Source organism: Nocardioides sp. Z22_16, assembly GCF_058134365.1.
Map to the genome: position 1 here is coordinate 122,155 of NZ_JBYTTI010000003.1, position 15,993 is coordinate 138,147.

13 protein-coding genes are annotated in these 15,993 nt (G+C 72.3%); 9 read left to right on the forward strand and 4 right to left on the reverse strand.

Features of this window, described 5'->3' with window-relative positions:
- Positions 1-70: 70 nt before the first annotated feature.
- Together glmS and AC3X7R_RS08915 are read right to left on the reverse strand one after the other, a co-directional pair.
- Entirely contained in the window at positions 71-1,879 is a 1,809-nt protein-coding gene (gene glmS / locus AC3X7R_RS08910; protein ID WP_489965261.1) for a glutamine--fructose-6-phosphate transaminase (isomerizing), read from the reverse strand.
- Positions 1,880-1,906: 27 nt separating this feature from the next.
- Entirely contained in the window at positions 1,907-2,185 is a 279-nt protein-coding gene (locus AC3X7R_RS08915) for a hypothetical protein (RefSeq protein WP_489965262.1), read from the reverse strand.
- Positions 2,186-2,364: 179 nt separating this feature from the next.
- Between AC3X7R_RS08915 and AC3X7R_RS08920 the strand changes: the two genes are divergently transcribed.
- Complete coding sequence (locus tag AC3X7R_RS08920) at positions 2,365-2,961, forward strand: YceI family protein (protein WP_489965263.1); 597 nt, start codon at positions 2,365-2,367, stop codon at positions 2,959-2,961.
- Positions 2,962-3,225: 264 nt separating this feature from the next.
- Positions 3,226-5,865: an amidase gene (locus AC3X7R_RS08925; protein WP_489965264.1), complete on the forward strand. Its 2,640-nt coding sequence runs from the start codon at positions 3,226-3,228 to the stop codon at positions 5,863-5,865.
- 100 nt (positions 5,866-5,965) lie between these two features.
- On the opposite strand, the gene AC3X7R_RS08930 is transcribed toward AC3X7R_RS08925, so the two are convergent.
- Positions 5,966-7,756 (reverse strand): DEAD/DEAH box helicase, encoded by a 1,791-nt coding sequence (locus AC3X7R_RS08930; RefSeq protein ID WP_489965266.1) that lies wholly within the window; start codon positions 7,754-7,756, stop codon positions 5,966-5,968.
- A gap of 117 nt (positions 7,757-7,873) precedes the next feature.
- Here AC3X7R_RS08930 and AC3X7R_RS08935 point away from each other — a divergent pair, with 117 nt between their 5' ends.
- The gene (locus AC3X7R_RS08935; protein ID WP_489965267.1) at positions 7,874-8,797 is read left to right on the forward strand and encodes a GNAT family N-acetyltransferase; all 924 of its coding nucleotides are present in this window, start codon (positions 7,874-7,876) and stop codon (positions 8,795-8,797) included.
- Here the strand turns inward: AC3X7R_RS08935 and AC3X7R_RS08940 are convergent.
- Entirely contained in the window at positions 8,784-10,019 is a 1,236-nt protein-coding gene (locus AC3X7R_RS08940; protein WP_489965269.1) for a sulfite oxidase, read from the reverse strand. The genes AC3X7R_RS08935 and AC3X7R_RS08940 overlap by 14 nt on opposite strands.
- A gap of 109 nt (positions 10,020-10,128) precedes the next feature.
- On the opposite strand from AC3X7R_RS08940, the gene AC3X7R_RS08945 reads away from it, so the two are divergent.
- The 6 genes from AC3X7R_RS08945 to AC3X7R_RS08970 all read left to right on the forward strand — a co-directional run bounded on the left by AC3X7R_RS08945 (position 10,129) and on the right by AC3X7R_RS08970 (position 15,802).
- Positions 10,129-10,377 carry a glycine zipper domain-containing protein gene (locus AC3X7R_RS08945; RefSeq protein ID WP_489965270.1) on the forward strand — a complete coding sequence of 83 codons (249 nt, stop codon included), beginning with the start codon at positions 10,129-10,131 and terminating at the stop codon, positions 10,375-10,377.
- Positions 10,378-10,468: 91 nt separating this feature from the next.
- Positions 10,469-10,681, forward strand: a complete 213-nt coding sequence (locus AC3X7R_RS08950) for a glycine zipper domain-containing protein (protein WP_489965271.1) — start codon at positions 10,469-10,471, stop codon at positions 10,679-10,681.
- Positions 10,682-10,705: 24 nt separating this feature from the next.
- Complete coding sequence (locus AC3X7R_RS08955; RefSeq protein ID WP_489965273.1) at positions 10,706-11,227, forward strand: metallophosphoesterase family protein; 522 nt, start codon at positions 10,706-10,708, stop codon at positions 11,225-11,227.
- Positions 11,228-11,314: 87 nt separating this feature from the next.
- On the forward strand, positions 11,315-11,707 hold the full coding sequence (locus AC3X7R_RS08960; RefSeq protein ID WP_489965274.1) for a hypothetical protein: 393 nt from the start codon (positions 11,315-11,317) through the stop codon (positions 11,705-11,707).
- Between the two features lie 48 nt (positions 11,708-11,755).
- A complete protein-coding gene (locus AC3X7R_RS08965; protein WP_489965275.1) occupies positions 11,756-13,294 on the forward strand; it encodes a hypothetical protein in 1,539 nt (512 codons plus the stop codon).
- Positions 13,295-13,324: 30 nt separating this feature from the next.
- A complete protein-coding gene (locus AC3X7R_RS08970; protein ID WP_489965276.1) occupies positions 13,325-15,802 on the forward strand; it encodes an excinuclease ABC subunit UvrA in 2,478 nt (825 codons plus the stop codon).
- Positions 15,803-15,993 lie beyond the last annotated feature (191 nt).

Here is a 15,993-nt window from a genome sequence, read left to right on the forward strand (position 1 = left end):
GCCTAGGCGGCGCCCCGCCCGAGGTCGTCGGGCGCGGCGCACAAGGCTGCCGCTGAGATCGTCAGCAAGGTCACTCGACGGTCACCGACTTGGCCAGGTTGCGGGGCTTGTCGATGTCGTAGCCCAGCACCGACGCGGCGTGGTAGGCCAGCAGCTGGAGCGGGATGGTGAGCAGCAGCGGGTCGAGCTCGGGCTCGGTGCGCGGGACGTCGATGCGGGTGACCTCCAGGTCGCCCAGGTCGACCTCCGCGTGGGTGACGACCACCAGCGGCCCGCCGCGGGCCGCCACCTCGTGGAGGGCGGCCACGTTGCGCTCGGTCAGCTCGTCGTGAGGGACGATCGCCACCGTCGGGAGGGTCGGACTGATCAGCGCCAGGGGGCCGTGCTTGAGCTCGGAGGTCTGGTAGGCCTCCGCGTGCCGGTAGCTGATCTCCTTGAACTTCTGCGCCCCCTCCCGGGCCACCGGGAACCCGCGCACCCGCCCGACGAAGAAGAGCGACTGGGCGGTGGCCAGCTGGGTGGCCACCTCAGTGATCCACGGCTCCTCGGCGAGCACCTCCCCGATCTGGTCGGGCAGCCGCTCCAGACCGTGGACCAGCCTGCGGCCGTCGGCGACGGAGAGGTCGCGGACCCGGCCGAGCTGGAGGGCGAGCAGGGCGAAGCCGAGGAACATGTTGGTCAGCGCCTTGGTGCTGGCCACCGCGACCTCGGGCCCGGCGTGCAGGTAGATGCCGCCGTCGCACTCCCGGGCGATCGCGCTGCCCACCACGTTGACCAGGCCGATCACCCGACCGCCCTTGCGCCGGATCTCCTGCACGGCGAGCAGGGTGTCGAGGGTCTCCCCCGACTGGCTCACGGCGATGTAGAGGGTGTCGAGCTCGATGATCGGGTTGCGGTAGCGGAACTCGCTGGCCGGCTCGGCGTCGGCGGGGATCCGGGCGAGCTCCTCGATCAGGCCGGCCCCCATCTGGCCCACGTAGTAGGCGGAGCCGCAGCCGAGGATCTTGACCCGGCGCACGGCCCGGGTCTCCCGGGCGTCCATGTTGAGCCCGCCGAGGTGGGCGGTGCCGAAGCGCGTGTCGAGGCGCCCCTGCAGCATCCGGGCGGCGGTCTGCGGCTGCTCCAGCATCTCCTTGTGCATGAAGGAGTCGTAGTCACCGGTCTCGTAGGACGCCGGGTCGACGTCGATGTGGGAGGGCACCTTCTTCCCGGTGGTGGTGGTGAAGCCGGTGGCGGTCACCGAGGCCATCTCGCCGTCGTCGAGCATCACCACCGAGGTGGTGTGGCGGACCAGCGCGGCCAGGTCGGAGGCGACGTACATCTCGCCGTCGCCGACGCCGAGGATCAGCGGGCTGCCGTTGCGCGCCACCACGATCTCGCCGGGGTGGTCGACGTGCAGGACGGCCAGGCCCCAGGTGCCGGAGACCTGGGCGAGCGCCTCGCCGACCTTGCCCTCCAGGGTCTTCGCGGTCGAGCGGGCGACCAGGTGGGCGAGGACCTCGGTGTCGGTATCGCTGGCCAGGTCGACCCCCTCGTCGACCAGCCGCTCGCGCAGGTCGTGGGCGTTGTCGAGGATCCCGTTGTGGACCACCGCGACCAGGCCCTTGCCGTCGGTGTGCGGGTGGGCGTTGACGTCGGTGGGCGGGCCGTGGGTGGCCCAGCGGGTGTGGCCGATGCCGACGTGACCGGAGAACCGCTTGGGGAGGGTGGCGGCCAGGTCGCGGACCCGCCCCGCCCGCTTCTCGACCCGCAGCGAGCCGCGGTCACTGATCACCGCGAGCCCGGCCGAGTCGTAGCCGCGGTGCTCGAGGCGGGCCAGTCCTTCGACGAGCAGGGACGGCGCCTCCTGCGGGCCCACGTATCCGACGATTCCGCACATGGTGATTCTCCTAGCGTTGGACGGCGCTCAGCCGTAGACGATCCGGCGCAGCTGGCGCTCGGTGAGCCGCGGGGCAGCCACCACGCGGGTGGCCAGCTCGGCGGCGAGGAGGGGGAAGATCTCGGCGTTCCTGGCGCCATAGGTCTTGAGCTGGGCGTGCCGGCGCCGCACGAGCTCCTCGACGGGCTCGTCGTGGAAGGCGAGCACGTCGCCGATCACCCGGCGCACCTGGGACTCCGGGAGGCCGGTGGTCGCCCTCAGGTGACGGACCAGGGGCTCGTCGTCGTGGTTCTGCGGGGCGGGCACTCCCCCACAGTCCGCGAGGAACCCGGCTCAGGCAACTTCCTGCCCGGAATCGGGCAGAAAGAGGTCGTGATAGAGATCACAATGTGAGATGGAATGCCCCCGAGGGACCCTCGGTTCTACTAGTTGAAGAATTAATCACTCCAGGCTCCGTGCCTGGTCTCACCTCAAGGGAGTCCCGCATGAGCTTCTTCACCCGCAAGTCCGACACGTCCGAGTCCTTCGACGCCCCCACCACCGTCCTCGACGACGTGACCGGCGACTACACGATCGACGCCAGCCACTCGCGCCTCGGCTTCTCGGCCCGCCACGCCATGGTCACCACCGTCCGCGGCGCCTTCAAGGAGTTCGAGGGCACCGCCCACGTCGACACCGCCAACCCGGCCGCCTCGTCGGTCAAGGTCACCATCAAGACCGCCAGCATCGACACCGGCTCCGAGGACCGCGACGGTCACCTGCGGTCGGCCGACTTCTTCGACGCCGACGCCAACCCCGAGATCACCTTCGCCTCCACCCAGGTCGCGCGCGACGGTGCCGACTGGTCCATCACCGGCGACCTCACGATCAAGGGCGTGACCAAGCCCGTCACGATCGAGTTCGAGGAGACCGGCTCCGCGCAGGACCCCTTCGGCAACACCCGGATCGGCTTCGAGGGCGGCACCACCCTCAACCGCAAGGAGTGGGACCTGACCTGGAACGCCGCGCTGGAGACCGGCGGCGTGCTCGTCTCGGAGAAGATCAAGCTCGAGTTCGACATCTCGGCGATCAAGAACGCCTGACGCATCCCCGACTCCCCCGCGGAGTCGCCGACGTCCACCGGCCCGTCTGTTCCCCCGCAGGCGGGCCGGTGTCATGTGCCGGGCACCTGACCGTGCCGGCCAGGCCGTGCCGTGTTGTTTACCTGGCCACCTCGGCGTTCATCACCCGGTAACCCCGGCGACACGGATTTCAGAGGTCCCTCCTCAATCTTGAGTACGCCGTTGCAGTAGACCGGCGCGCATGGGGCGCGTCCGGCACTCGCGGCACCTACCGAGGGAGAGCCAGTGAAGAAGGCACCACACAACGCGCGCCAGGGGTCACGACCGGCGCGCAGAGCCGAGAGGCGGGTGCACGGCAGGCTCCTCGCCTCCGGCGCGGCCCTCGGACTGGGCGTCGCCCTCCTGGCGGGCGTGCCGGTGACCCAGGCCGCCCCGGTCCCGGCCGCGGCCGCCGCCGACGTCTTCGACGTCAACGAGGCGACCATCGCCGAGATCACCGCCGCCCTCGAGTCGGGCACGCTGACCAGCGTCGAGCTCACCGCCATGTACCTGAACCGGATCGCCGCCTACGACCACGGCGGCATCACCCTCAACTCGGTGGTGGTGCGCAACGAGGAGGTGCTCGCGGAGGCGGCACGGATGGACCAGCTCCGGGCCGAGGGCACCGTGCTGGGCCCGCTCCACGGCATCCCCTTCACCGTGAAGGACAGCTACAAGGTCGGGGGACTGACCGTGGCCTCGGGGTCCCCGGCGTTCAAGAACCTCATCGCCAACGAGGACGCCTTCTCGGTCAAGATGATCCGCGACTCCGGCGGCCTGCTGATCGGCAAGACCAACATGCCGCCGATCGCCAACGGCGGCATGCAGCGCGGTGTGTACGGCCGGGCCGAGAGCCCCTACAACCCGCGCTTCCTGACCGCCGCCTGGGGCTCGGGCTCCTCGAACGGCTCCGGCACGTCCACCGCCGCCAACCTCGCCACCTTCGGCATGGGTGAGGAGACGGTCTCGTCCGGTCGCTCGCCGGCCTCCAACAACGGCCTGATCGCCTACACGCCGTCGCGCGGGCTCATCTCCATCCGCGGCAACGCACCGTTGTGGCCGACCCGCGACGTCGTGGTGCCCCACACCCGCACGGTCGAGGACACGCTGACCGTCCTCGACGTCCTGGCCCAGAAGGACGTCGCACCCGACGGCGACTTCTGGCTCACCCAGCCCTTCGTCGACCTCCCCGACGTCGAGGACGTCCGTCCCGACACCTACCACGACCTCAAGGACACCACCGCTCTCGCGGGCAAGCGGATCGGCGTCCCGCGGATGTACCTCAACAAGGACACCGAGTCCACGACCCCGATCGCCACCCGGCCGTCGGTGATCGCGCTGTGGGAGCGCACCGCCGCCGACCTCCGTGCTCAGGGCGCCGAGGTCGTCGAGGTCGACTTCCCGCTGGTGGAGAACTACTTCGAGGACCGCCCGGGCGCCCAGAGCATGTACACCCGCGGCTACGTGCCGGCGGCCTGGCGCAGCCTGGAGACCGGGGACTACTCGTCGTTCTGGATGGAGAAGTTCCTGAAGTCCAACCAGGACAGCAACTACCCGTCGTGGGCGAACGTCGACCCCGCCACCGTCTTCCCCTACCCGAGCCGCCTCCCGGCGAACCCGGAGGGCACGACGAGGTCGTATGCCACCCGCATCGAGGCGATCAAGACCCGGATGCCCGACGACCTGTTCGCCGTCGAGGGGCTGGCCGAGACGGTCGCCGGCTGGGAGCGGACCCGCGAGGAGGACTTCGACTCCTGGCTGGCCGACAACGGGCTCGACCTCCTGGCGTTCCCGTCCGTGGCCGACATCGGCAAGGCCAACGCCGACGTCAACGTCGCCTCCAACACCGCCGCGCACGCCTACGGCGTCGGGCGCTCGGCGACCGACCACGTCATGCGCATCTTCGGCCTGCCCAGCGTCTCGGTGACCATGGGGATGCTCTCCGACATCGCGATGCCGATGAACGTGACCTTCGTCGGGATGCCGTACACGGACAACGAGCTGTTGTCGGTCGCCTACGACTACGAGCAGGCCACCCAGTACCGGCAGCCGGCGCCGCGGACGCCTGCGCTGCCGCAGGACGTCGTCCCCCTCGCGACGGACGCCGCCCAGCGACCCGAGAACCGGGCCGACGTCACCGCACCGGAGCTCGAGGTGGACGTCCAGAAGGTCGACTGGACCGGTTCCAGTCCCCGTCTGGCGGTGACCCTCACCACCGACGGCGACGTCTCGGCCGACGACGTCTGGCTCACCGTCAACGGTGACGAGCTGACCCTGTCCGCGACCGACCAGCCCGGGACCTACCAAGCCACCGTCGTGATGGACCGCTACCAGTACGCCGGCGACACCGGCCCGGTGGACAGCGTCACCGTGCTGGCCCTGGCGCGGGACGCCGCGCGCAACGCCGCGGTCTTCACCGAAGCCGTCGAGGTGTCTGGCCCGGCACCGGAGGAGCCGACTCCGACGCCCACCCCGACGCCCACCCCGACCGTGAGCCCGAGCCCCACGCCGAGCCCCACGCCGAGCCCCACGCCGAGCCCCACGCCGACGCCGGCTCCGACGGTGCCGACCTCCCCGGCACCGGTCCCGCCGAAGACGAAGAAGGCGACGTCGTCGATCTCCGTCGTGAAGCTCGGCGGCAAGGTCAAGGTCGGCCAGGGGGCGAGGATCGCGGTCCTCGTGCACTCCTCCGCCGGGCGGCCCACGGGGACTGTCAGGGTGACCGTCGGGAAGCGCACCGTCACCGGCAAGCTGGTGAAGGGGCGGCTCACCGTGGTGCTGCCGAAGTTCCTCAAGCCCGGCACCAAGAAGGTGAGGATCACCTACGGCGGCGACCGGTCGACGCGGAAGGCCAGCAGGACGGTGAAGGTGCGGATCATCCGATGACGCTCAGCGACAGCTGACGAACGCCACACACCGAGGGCGGCAGGTGGGACCGGAGAGGTCCCACCTGCCGCCCTGGTGCGTCACCGCTCGGCGGAGCGATTCAGTCCTTGTGCCGCGGCTTCTTCCGCTTGTCGAAGTCCCCGCCCGACGAGTGGCCGGGGCCGCCGTCGCGCGGACCCGAGGAGCGCCGGGGGCCGGTGTCCTTGGCCAGCTCGATGAGCTTGCCGGAGATCCGGGTCTCCTTGAGCGCCTCCCAGGTGCCCGGGGGCAGGGTGGCGGGGAGGTCGACCAGCGAGTAGTCGGCGCGGATGTCGATCTTGCCGAAGTCGCTGCGGCCGAGGTTGCCCTCGTTGGCGAGCGCACCGACGATCTGGCGCGGCTCGACCTTGTGCCGCTTGCCGACCGAGATCCGGTACGTCGCGAGGTTGCTGTCGGCGCCCGCGCGGCGGGGGCCCTTCCCGTCGCGGCTGCGGCCGCGGTCGCCCCGGTCGCCCCGGTCTCCGCGGTCGTCGCGGTCGCGGGGGGTGTGCAGCACCTGCGCCTCGGGCTCGAGCAGCAGCGGCTGCTCGCCGTACATCACCGCGGCCAGGGCGGCGGCGACGTCGACCTCGGGCACGTCGTACTCGCCGACGTAGTGGTTGACCACGTCGCGGAAGAAGTCGATCCGCTCGGTGTCGGCCAGCGCGGCGGTGATCTGGTCGTCGAACCGGCTCAGCCGGGTGGAGTTGACGTCCTCGACGCTGGGCAGCTGCATCTGGGTCAGCGGCTGCCGGGTCGCCTTCTCGATCGCCCGGAGCAGGTGGCGCTCGCGCGGGGTCACGAAGGCGATGGAGTCGCCCTTGCGGCCGGCCCGGCCGGTGCGGCCGATGCGGTGCACGTAGGACTCGGTGTCGGTGGGGATGTCGAAGTTGACGACGTGGCTGATCCGCTCCACGTCGAGGCCGCGGGCGGCGACGTCGGTGGCGACCAGGATGTCGAGCTTGCCGTCGCGCAGCTGGTTGATCGTGCGCTCGCGGACCGGCTGGGAGACGTCGCCGTTGATCGCCTGGGCGGAGAACCCACGCGCGCGCAGCTTCTCGGCCAGCGCCTCGGTGACCTGCTTGGTCCGGACGAAGACGATCATCCCCTCGAAGTTCTCGACCTCGAGGATGCGGGTCAGCGCGTCGACCTTCTGCGGGTAGCTGACCATCAGGTAGCGCTGGGTGATGTTGGCCGAGGTGGTGGTCTTGTTCTTGACCGTGACCTCGACGGGGTCGTTGAGGTGCTTCTTGGAGATGCGGCGGATCTGGGCCGGCATCGTCGCGGAGAAGAGCGCGACCTGCTTGCTCGAGGGGGTGTCGGCGAGGATCGTCTCAACGTCCTCGGCGAAGCCCATCTTGAGCATCTCGTCGGCCTCGTCGAGCACCAGGAAGCGGAGCTCGGAGAGGTCGAGGGTGCCCTTCTCCAGGTGGTCCATGATCCGGCCGGGGGTGCCGACGACGACGTGGACGCCGCGGCGCAGCGCGGAGAGCTGGACGCCGTAGCCCTGGCCGCCGTAGACCGGGAGCACCCGGATGTTCTTCTGGTGGGCGGCGTAGCGCTCGAACGCCTCGGAGACCTGGAGCGCCAGCTCACGGGTCGGCGCGAGCACCAGGGCCTGCGGCGTCTTCTGCGCGGGGTCGAGGTTGGAGAGGATCGGCAGCGCGAAGGCCGCCGTCTTGCCGGTCCCGGTCTGGGCCAGGCCGACGACGTCGCGGCCCGCCAGCAGCGGCGGGATGGTCGCGGCCTGGATCGGCGAGGGGCGCTCGTAGCCGACCTCGCGGAGGGTCTTCAGGACCGACGGGTCGAGCCCCAGCTCCTCGAACGTGGGTACTTCCGGGCTCGCCTGATCTGCCGGCACTTCGTCACTCATGGTTGACACGGTAGTCGCACGCGTGCCTGAGTGAGGATTTCGGGGCCGCGCGACCTCGGTCACCACGCGGCGGAAAGGCACGCGACAGCACCTCGGGCGCGGTGGCACGCTGGCCGGATGGAGCTTCCCGACGGACTCACCGCCCGGCCCCTGGTGCGCGACGACGCGCACGCCGTCTTCACCCTGATGGCGGCCCAGGAGCTGGCCGACCTCGGCCGGGTGGAGATCGAGGAGGCCGACATCGTCGCCGACTGGTCGCGCCCCAGCCACGACCTCGCCGCCTGCTCGGTCGGCGTCTTCGACGGCGACCGGCTCGTCGGGTACGCCGAGGTGGTCGGCGCCGACCGGGCCGACGCCGCCGTCCACCCCGACCACCGGGGCCGCAGGCTCGGCACCGCGCTGGCGCTGGAGCTGCAGCGGCTGGGGCGGGCGCGCGGCGCCTCGGCGCTGGGGATGCCGGTGCCGGTCGGATCGCCCGGCGACCGGCTGCTGGCCCGGCTCGGCTACCGGGTGCGGTGGACGTCGTGGGTGCTCGAGCTCCCCGCCGGGGCCGAGATCGCGCCGCGGGAGCTCCCGCCGGGGCACCGCCTCACGACGGCCACCCCCGACCGCTACCGGGAGGTGTGGACGGTGGTCGAGGACGCCTTCCTGGAGTGGGCCGACCGGGAGCGGGAGCCCTACGACGACTTCGAGGCCGCAGTGACCGGCCGGCCGGGGTTCGAGCCCTGGCACCTGCGCCTGGTGCTCGACGAGGAGGACGCCGTGGCGGGCGTCTCGTCCTTCAGCCTCGCCGACGACGGGTCCTGCTGGGTCGAGCGGCTCGCCGTGCGCCGCGACCGGCGCCACCGGGGGGTGGCCCAGGCGCTGCTGGTCGACTCCTTCGCCGCCGGGCGCGAACACGGCGCCACCCGGTCGGTGCTCTCGACCGACTCCCGGACCGGCGCCCTGAGCCTCTACGAGAAGGTCGGCATGGTCGTCTCCAGCACCTGGGTCAACCGCGCGATCAACCTCACGGAGGTTGAGGGCCTCAGAGGACGGTGACCGGGTGCTGGGCGACGGCCCCGAAGAGGTAGCCCTGCTCGTTGTAGGGCACCGCGTCGGGCTGGACGTTGCCCCGGTCGTCGCGGGCGCGGACCCGGATCCGGTGCTCGCCGGGCCGGGCGTGCCACAGGAAGCTCCACTGCCGCCAGGCCTTCTCGTCGTTGCGCCACGACAGCTGCGCCGGGCGCCACGGGCCGTCGTCCACCGAGACGTCGACCCGGACGATCCGGCCCAGGCCCGACCAGGAGCGGCCGCTGAGCAGCCGGAGGCCGCGGCCCACGGTGGCGGGGAACGGCAGCTCCAGGGCGCTCTTGACCACCTGGGTGGTCACCAGCGGGGTGTCGGGGTAGTCGGGGCCGAAGAGGCGGTAGCTGGTGGTGTTCCACTGGGAGAGCAGCGGCGTGGTGGAGACCTCGATCTCGCCGACCCACTTCACGTGGGAGACGCCGACCCAGCCCGGCACCAGCAGCCGCACCGGGTAGCCGTGGTCGGGCGGCAGGGTGCGGCCGTTCATCCCGATCACCAGCAGGGTGTCGGCGGCCAGCGCCTTCTCCACCGGGATGGGGCGGCGGACCGCCATCGAGTCCAGGCCGACGGGCATCACGTCGAGGGCGGCGCGGTCCAGCCCCGCGCGGTCCAGCACGTCGGCGAGCCGGACGCCGGTCCAGGTCGCCACCCCGATCGCGCCCAGGCCCCAGGTGGTGCCGGCGGCCGGCGTGCCCTGCTGGCTGCCGAAGAGGTTGCGGGCGTTGCCGGCGCACTCGACCGCCCGGGTCACGGTGACCCGGGGCAGGCGCAGCAGGTCGTCGTAGGAGAGCGAGACCTCGCGTTGTACGCCGCTGCCGTGGATCCGCAGCCGCCAGGTGGCGACGTCGATCCGCGGGGTGGTGGTGTGGTTGCGGACGAAGAAGCGGTCGGCCGGCGTCAGATAGCCCTGGCCGCGCATCGCCTCCCAGCGCATCTCGGCGTTGGTGCCGCGCGGGGTGAAGAGCTCGGGCGGGACCGGCTTCACGATCCCCGGCACGGGCGAGGGGGTGGGCGTAGGTGTCGGGGTGGGCGAGGGAGCCGGGTGCGACCAGGCCGGCGCCGGGCCGAGCACCGCGGCCGCGGCGACTCCCCCGCCGGTCGCCGCCGCCCAGCCCAGCAGGCCGCGGCGGCTGAGGCCGGCCCGCTCGGCGCGCTCGGCGTCGTACTCCCACTCGCGCATCAGCCCGTGTTCCATGCCGCCTCCGTCCCTAAGTCGCGTAATTGAGTCAAGAATAGGCAGATTTCCTGTCCTGGCAAGGGTGGACGCCTATCCAAGCGGCGCGCGCTGGGTGAGAATCCCGGACATGGCCGACTCGACAGACGACCCGACCCCGGAGGCCGACGGCCCCGACGCACCTGACGAGCCCGGGGAGCAGGAACAGGACCGGAGCAGGCGGATGGCGCTGGGGGTGGCGCTGGGCCTGTTGCTCGGGGTCGCACTCTCGGTGGTGTTCGAGAGCTGGGCGTACCTGGGCTTCGGCATCGCCCTGGGTGTGGCGTTCGGGGCGACCCCGCGGGGGGCGTGGGACGCGAAGGGCGACACCGAGGAGTAGGGGACGGCGGGCCACGCCGCCGTGGGTGATCGCTGCGCATCCTGATCAGGATCCTTGCCCGAGCGGTCGCCCCCGTGCCACCGTCGCGACCATGACGGATGAACAGAGCCACCCTGCCGACGGCGAGAAGAGCGCGGACGACGCGAAGGCGACGAGGGTCGCGATGGGGGTCTCCCTCGGACTCGCATTCGGTGTCGCACTCTCCCTGATCTTCGACAGCTGGGCGCTGCTCGGCGTCGGCCTCGCGCTGGGGCTCGCCTTCGCCGCGGCCCCCTGGAGCGGTAGCTGGAGCGGAAGGAAGTAGCCCTGCTCTAGTTGACTGGGCCTCATGACGACGCGGCTGCTCCTCATCGCGGACACCCACCTGCCCAAGCGCGCCCGGGACCTGCCCGCGCAGGTGTGGGCGGCCGTCGACGAGGCCGACGTGGTGCTGCACGCGGGCGACTGGGTCGACGTATCCCTCCTCGACGAGCTCGAGGCGCGCTCGCGCCGGCTGGTCGGCTGCTACGGCAACAACGACCACGGCGTGCTGCGCGAGCGGCTGCCGGAGGTGGCGCGGGTCGAGCTGGACGGCGTTCGGCTCGGGGTGGTCCACGAGACCGGGCAGGCGAAGGGGCGCGAGGAGCGGTGCGCCGCGGCGTACGACGACCTGGACGTGCTGGTCTTCGGCCACAGCCACATCCCCTGGGACACCACCACCGCGACCGGGCTGCGACTGCTCAACCCGGGCTCGCCGACGGACCGTCGGCGGCAGCCGTTCTGCACCTACCTGACCGCGGTCGCCGACGCCGGTGAGCTGCGCGACGTGGTGCTCCACCGGCTCCCTCCGCGGCACCACGATCCCTCATAGTCGGGAGATGAAGGTCCCGGTGCTGGGAGGCCGCACGAGGACGTCGGCCGGCTGCAGTACGTCGACGCGCGCGACCTCGCCCGGTGGATGCTCGACGCCGCCGAGCGCGGGGTGACGGGCGCGTTCAACACGGTGAGCCGGCCCGGTCACGCCACCATGGGCAGCCTGCTCGAGGCGTGCCGCGCGGCCATCAGCGCCGACCGGCCGGAGCGTGCCGCGGGCGAGCTGGTGTGGCTCTCCCCCGAGGCGGTCGCGGCGGCGGGGGCGACCGGGTGGAACGACCTGCCCATCTGGGTGCCGCCCGGTCGAGGAGACCGTCGCCGACACCTGGCGCTGGCTGCGCACCCTGGGCGGGCTGCCGACGCGCACCGACCGGTCGCCGCTGGGGCTCAGCCCGGAGGTGGAGGCGGCGGTGGCGGCTGCCGCGGGCTGACCGGTCCGGGACGAGACGGTGGCGCCGGCCTCGCGCGTGTGCTCTGATGACTGGCAGCCGCCCGGCCGGGCGGCTGCGAGCACCACGGGGGTCCTGTGAATCGCGCACGTCTTCTCCTGCTTCCGACGGTCGCGCTGGCGACCGTCGTCCCCGCCCTGGCCCTCGGCGGCACGCTCGCCCCGGCCGGCGCCGCCGCGGCGACCACCTGCCAGGGCAAGCCCGTGACGATCGTGGCCTCGAAGACGGTGACGGTCGGCACGGAGGGCGACGACGTGGTCGCGATGACGCCCGGCGACTGGCGGACGTTCGACGCGCTCGGCGGCAACGACACCATCTGCCTCGCGCTCGCCGCCAGCGTCCAGGGCCGCGACATCCTGGCGCCCGTCGGCGAGCTGCATGCGGGTCCGGGTGACGACGTGGTCGTCAACGAGACCGCCCCGGCTGCCTCCACCTCCTGGATGACGGTCTACCTCGGCGCCGGCAACGACACCTACACGGGCAGCGACACGACGGCCAGCGAGGCGGTCTTCACCGACGCCGAGTCCGACCAAGCGCTCATCCCGCCGACCGGCCCCCAGCGGGACGTCGTCGACATGCGGGGCGGCCCCGCCGACCCCGGGCTCCAGCGGGCCGACATCGTGATCACGGCGCCTCCCGCGGGTCAGGTCAACGACGACGTCATCGTCTTCGGTGCGGGTGTCGCCGAGGTCGTCTACGGCGGCGTGATGGCCGCCGAGGGCCGGGTCGACCTGTCCGCGGCGAGCAAGGCGACGGTGGCGCTGCGCGAGCTGCCGGGAGCGGCCGTGCCCGCTGGCGGTGAGCTGTTGATCGATGCACCCGCGGGGCGCGCCAGCGTGGGCGGCGTACCGGTGCTGACGTGGCAGGGTTCGGTCCGCCGGTGGGAGCTCGGCGCATGGGACGCGCCGGCGTGGCACAACCCGTTGACCTTCGTGGGCACCGACGCCGACGAGGTGCTCGACGTCGACGCCGGTCACGTCGTCGACCTGCGGATGGGCGGAGGCGACGACCTCGCGAGCCTGGGCTACGTCGGTGAGCCGCTGCGGGTGCTCGACGGTGGAGCCGGCCACGACCAGGTCTCGTTCTCGCAGTCGTGCACCCACCTGGAGGTGCGGGTCGGCGGCAAGGTCACCTGTGACTGGACGGCCTCCCCGCTCCTCGGGTTCGAGGGCGTGACCGCCGACAACCCGGCTCCGGGCGCGCGGCTGACGATGATCGGCACCGACCGGGCGGACCTGGTCGCCGGCACTGCGCACGAGATCACCTTCCGCGGCGGCCGGGGCGCGGACAAGGCCAAGTTGCAGGGCGAGACCCTGCGGGCCTTCGGCGGGCCGGGCGCCGACATGCTGAGAGCCTTCGGCGTCGACGTGGTGGTCCGCGGGCAGGCCGGCGCCGACCGGCTCGTCCTCACCCGCGGGATGGGCGGGCCCAGCCGGCAGCAGCTGGCCCTCGGCGGCGCTGGGCGCGACGTGCTGATCGGGAACTCGAACAAGGGCAAGGCCGTCGACCGGTTGATCGGTGGTCCCGGGCGCGACCGGGCCGACGGCATGAGCGGTGGGCGCGACTACTGCGACGCCGAGGTCACCCGGCGGTGCGAGCGGGGTCCGGGCGTGTGAGGGTCGCCGCGCTCGGGTAGGAAGTCGTCGATGACTTCCCCCGAACCCGACGGCTGCGTCCGCGTCCGCGGCGCCCGCGAGCACAACCTCCGCGACGTCGACGTCGACCTGCCGCGCGACGCGATCGTCGCCTTCACCGGCGTCTCCGGGTCCGGCAAGTCGTCGCTGGCCTTCGGCACCTTGTACGCCGAGGCGCAGCGCCGCTACTTCGAGTCGGTCGCTCCCTACGCCCGGCGCCTGCTCCAGCAGGTCGGCGTCCCGCACGTGGAGGAGATCACCGGGCTGCCGCCGGCGGTGGCGCTCCAGCAGCGGCGCGGCGCGGCCAGCTCGCGCTCCACGGTCGGCACCATCACCACGCTCTCCAACCTGCTGCGCATCCTCTACTCCCGCGCCGGCGACTACCCCGACGACGTGGAGCACCTGGCCGCCGAGGCGTTCTCCCCCAACACCGCCGCGGGCGCCTGCCCGACCTGCCACGGCCTCGGGGTGGTGCACGACGTCGCCGAGGAACTGCTGGTCCCCGACCCCTCGCTGAGCATCCGCGAGGGCGCGATCGCCGCCTGGCCGGGCGCCTGGCAGGCGCACAACCTGCGGCGGATCGTGAAGAACCTCGGCATCGACGTCGACAAGCCGTGGCGCGAGCTGCCACGCAAGGACCAGGAGTGGCTGCTCTTCACCGACGAGCAGCCGCGGGTGCTGATCCGCCCGCAGGACAAGGACGGCGGCGGGGGCCGCGACTACATGGGCACCTTCCGCAGCGCCCGGCGGCACGTGCGCCAGGTGCTCACCGGGTCGGGCAGCGAGAAGATGCGCGCCGACATGCAGCGGTTCGTGCGCAGCACGCCGTGCCACGACTGCGCCGGCAGCGGGATCCGGCCGGACGCGCTGCGGGTGAGATTCGCCGGGATGTCGATCGCGGAGGCCAACGCGCTCCCGCTGACCGAGCTGGTGGAGCGGCTGCGGCCCGCCGCCGCGGGTCACGAGGACGACGCCGCCACCCGGCTGGGCGGCGACCTGGTGGCGCGGATCGAGGTGCTGCTCGGACTGGGCCTGGGCTACCTGTCGCTGGGTCGCAGCTCGACCACGCTGTCGCCGGGTGAGGGGCAGCGGCTGCGGATCGCCACCCAGCTGCGCTCGGGGCTCTTCGGGGTCGTCTACGTGCTCGACGAGCCGTCGGCGGGGCTGCACCCGGCGGACGCGGAACCGCTGCTGGCGCTGCTCGACGACCTCAAGGCCGCGGGCAACACGCTGTTCGTGGTGGAGCACGACATGGACGTCGTACGCCGTGCCGACTGGGTGGTCGACATCGGTCCGGGCGCCGGGGAGAAGGGCGGTCAGGTGCTCTACTCCGGGCCGGTCGCCGGGCTGGAGGCGGTGGCGGAGTCGGCCACCTCGGAGTACCTCTTCGGGCGGGCGCCCCGCCTGGAGCGGGAGCCGCGCGAGCCGTCGGGCTGGCTTCACCTGGTCGGGGTCTCCCGGCACAACCTGCGCGACGTCTCCCTCGACCTGCCGCTGGGCGCGATGACCGCGGTCACCGGGGTGTCGGGCTCGGGCAAGTCGACGCTGGCCGTGCAGGTGCTCGGCGAGGTCGTGCGCCGCCACCTCGGGATGGCGCCGCTCGCGCTGGCTGCGGACGGGGACGACGAGGAGGAGATCTTCACCGGCGAGGTCGACGTGCGCGAGGCCCGCGGGGTCGACGCCTTCGACCGGCTGGTGGTGGTCGACCAGAAGCCGATCGGCCGCACGCCGCGGTCCAACCTGGCGACGTACACCGGGCTCTTCGACGCGGTGCGCAAGGTCTTCGCGGCGACGCCGCTGGCCAAGGAGCGCGGGTACGGCGCCGGCCGGTTCTCCTTCAACGTCGCCGAGGGGCGGTGCGAGAAGTGCCAGGGCGAGGGGTTCGTCTCCGTCGAGCTGGTCTTCCTGCCCAGCACCTATGCGCCGTGCCCGGAGTGCGGCGGGGCGCGCTACAACCCCGAGACGCTCGAGGTGACCTACCGGGGCCGGACCATCGCCGACGTGCTCGGGATGCCGGTCGACGAGGCCGCTGTGTTCCTCGCGGACGTGCCCGCCGCGGCACGCGGGCTGGCGGCGCTGCAGTCGGTCGGGCTCGGCTACCTGCGACTGGGGCAGCCGGCGACCGAGCTCAGCGGCGGCGAGGCGCAGCGGATCAAGCTCGCCACCGAGCTGCAGCGGGCGAACCGCGGCCACACCCTCTACCTGCTCGACGAGCCCACGTCTGGCCTGCACCCGTCAGACACCGCGCTGTTGGTGCGGCAGCTGCACCGGCTGGTGGACGCGGGGAACACCGTGGTGCTGGTGGAGCACGACCTGGACACGATCGCGTCGGCGGACTGGGTGGTGGACCTGGGGCCGGGTGGTGGGGATGCCGGGGGGCAGGTGGTGGCGACTGGGACGCCGCGGGAGGTTGTGGAGGCGGGGGCGGGGGTCACGGGGAGGTACCTGGGGTCGCGGTTCGCGGGGCGACCTCGGCGGACGTCGGGTTGATAGCCCTTTCCGCCCACTATGACGCGCTACTCCTAGGGTTGCGCGGCGACCGCCTTATCGTTGTAAAGGCACGACCTTCGTTGACGTCAGCAACGGGGACAGGTGCTTTCCTAAGCCGTCGCCGACCGATCGGTGGTTGCATTCATCATTCGTATTTCCTGCGCGGGACGACGGCGACGACTACCGTCGAC

Coding starts and splice junctions, on each gene's coding strand:
- glmS (WP_489965261.1), bottom strand. CDS start 1,879: ATGTGCGGAATCGTCGGATACGTGGGCCCGCAGGAGGCGCCGTCCCTG.
- AC3X7R_RS08920 (WP_489965263.1), top strand. CDS start 2,365: ATGAGCTTCTTCACCCGCAAGTCCGACACGTCCGAGTCCTTCGACGCC.
- AC3X7R_RS08930 (WP_489965266.1), bottom strand. CDS start 7,756: ATGAGTGACGAAGTGCCGGCAGATCAGGCGAGCCCGGAAGTACCCACG.
- AC3X7R_RS08935 (WP_489965267.1), top strand. CDS start 7,874: ATGGAGCTTCCCGACGGACTCACCGCCCGGCCCCTGGTGCGCGACGAC.
- AC3X7R_RS08940 (WP_489965269.1), bottom strand. CDS start 10,019: ATGGAACACGGGCTGATGCGCGAGTGGGAGTACGACGCCGAGCGCGCC.
- AC3X7R_RS08945 (WP_489965270.1), top strand. CDS start 10,129: ATGGCCGACTCGACAGACGACCCGACCCCGGAGGCCGACGGCCCCGAC.
- AC3X7R_RS08950 (WP_489965271.1), top strand. CDS start 10,469: ATGACGGATGAACAGAGCCACCCTGCCGACGGCGAGAAGAGCGCGGAC.
- AC3X7R_RS08955 (WP_489965273.1), top strand. CDS start 10,706: ATGACGACGCGGCTGCTCCTCATCGCGGACACCCACCTGCCCAAGCGC.
- AC3X7R_RS08960 (WP_489965274.1), top strand. CDS start 11,315: ATGCTCGACGCCGCCGAGCGCGGGGTGACGGGCGCGTTCAACACGGTG.
- AC3X7R_RS08970 (WP_489965276.1), top strand. CDS start 13,325: ATGACTTCCCCCGAACCCGACGGCTGCGTCCGCGTCCGCGGCGCCCGC.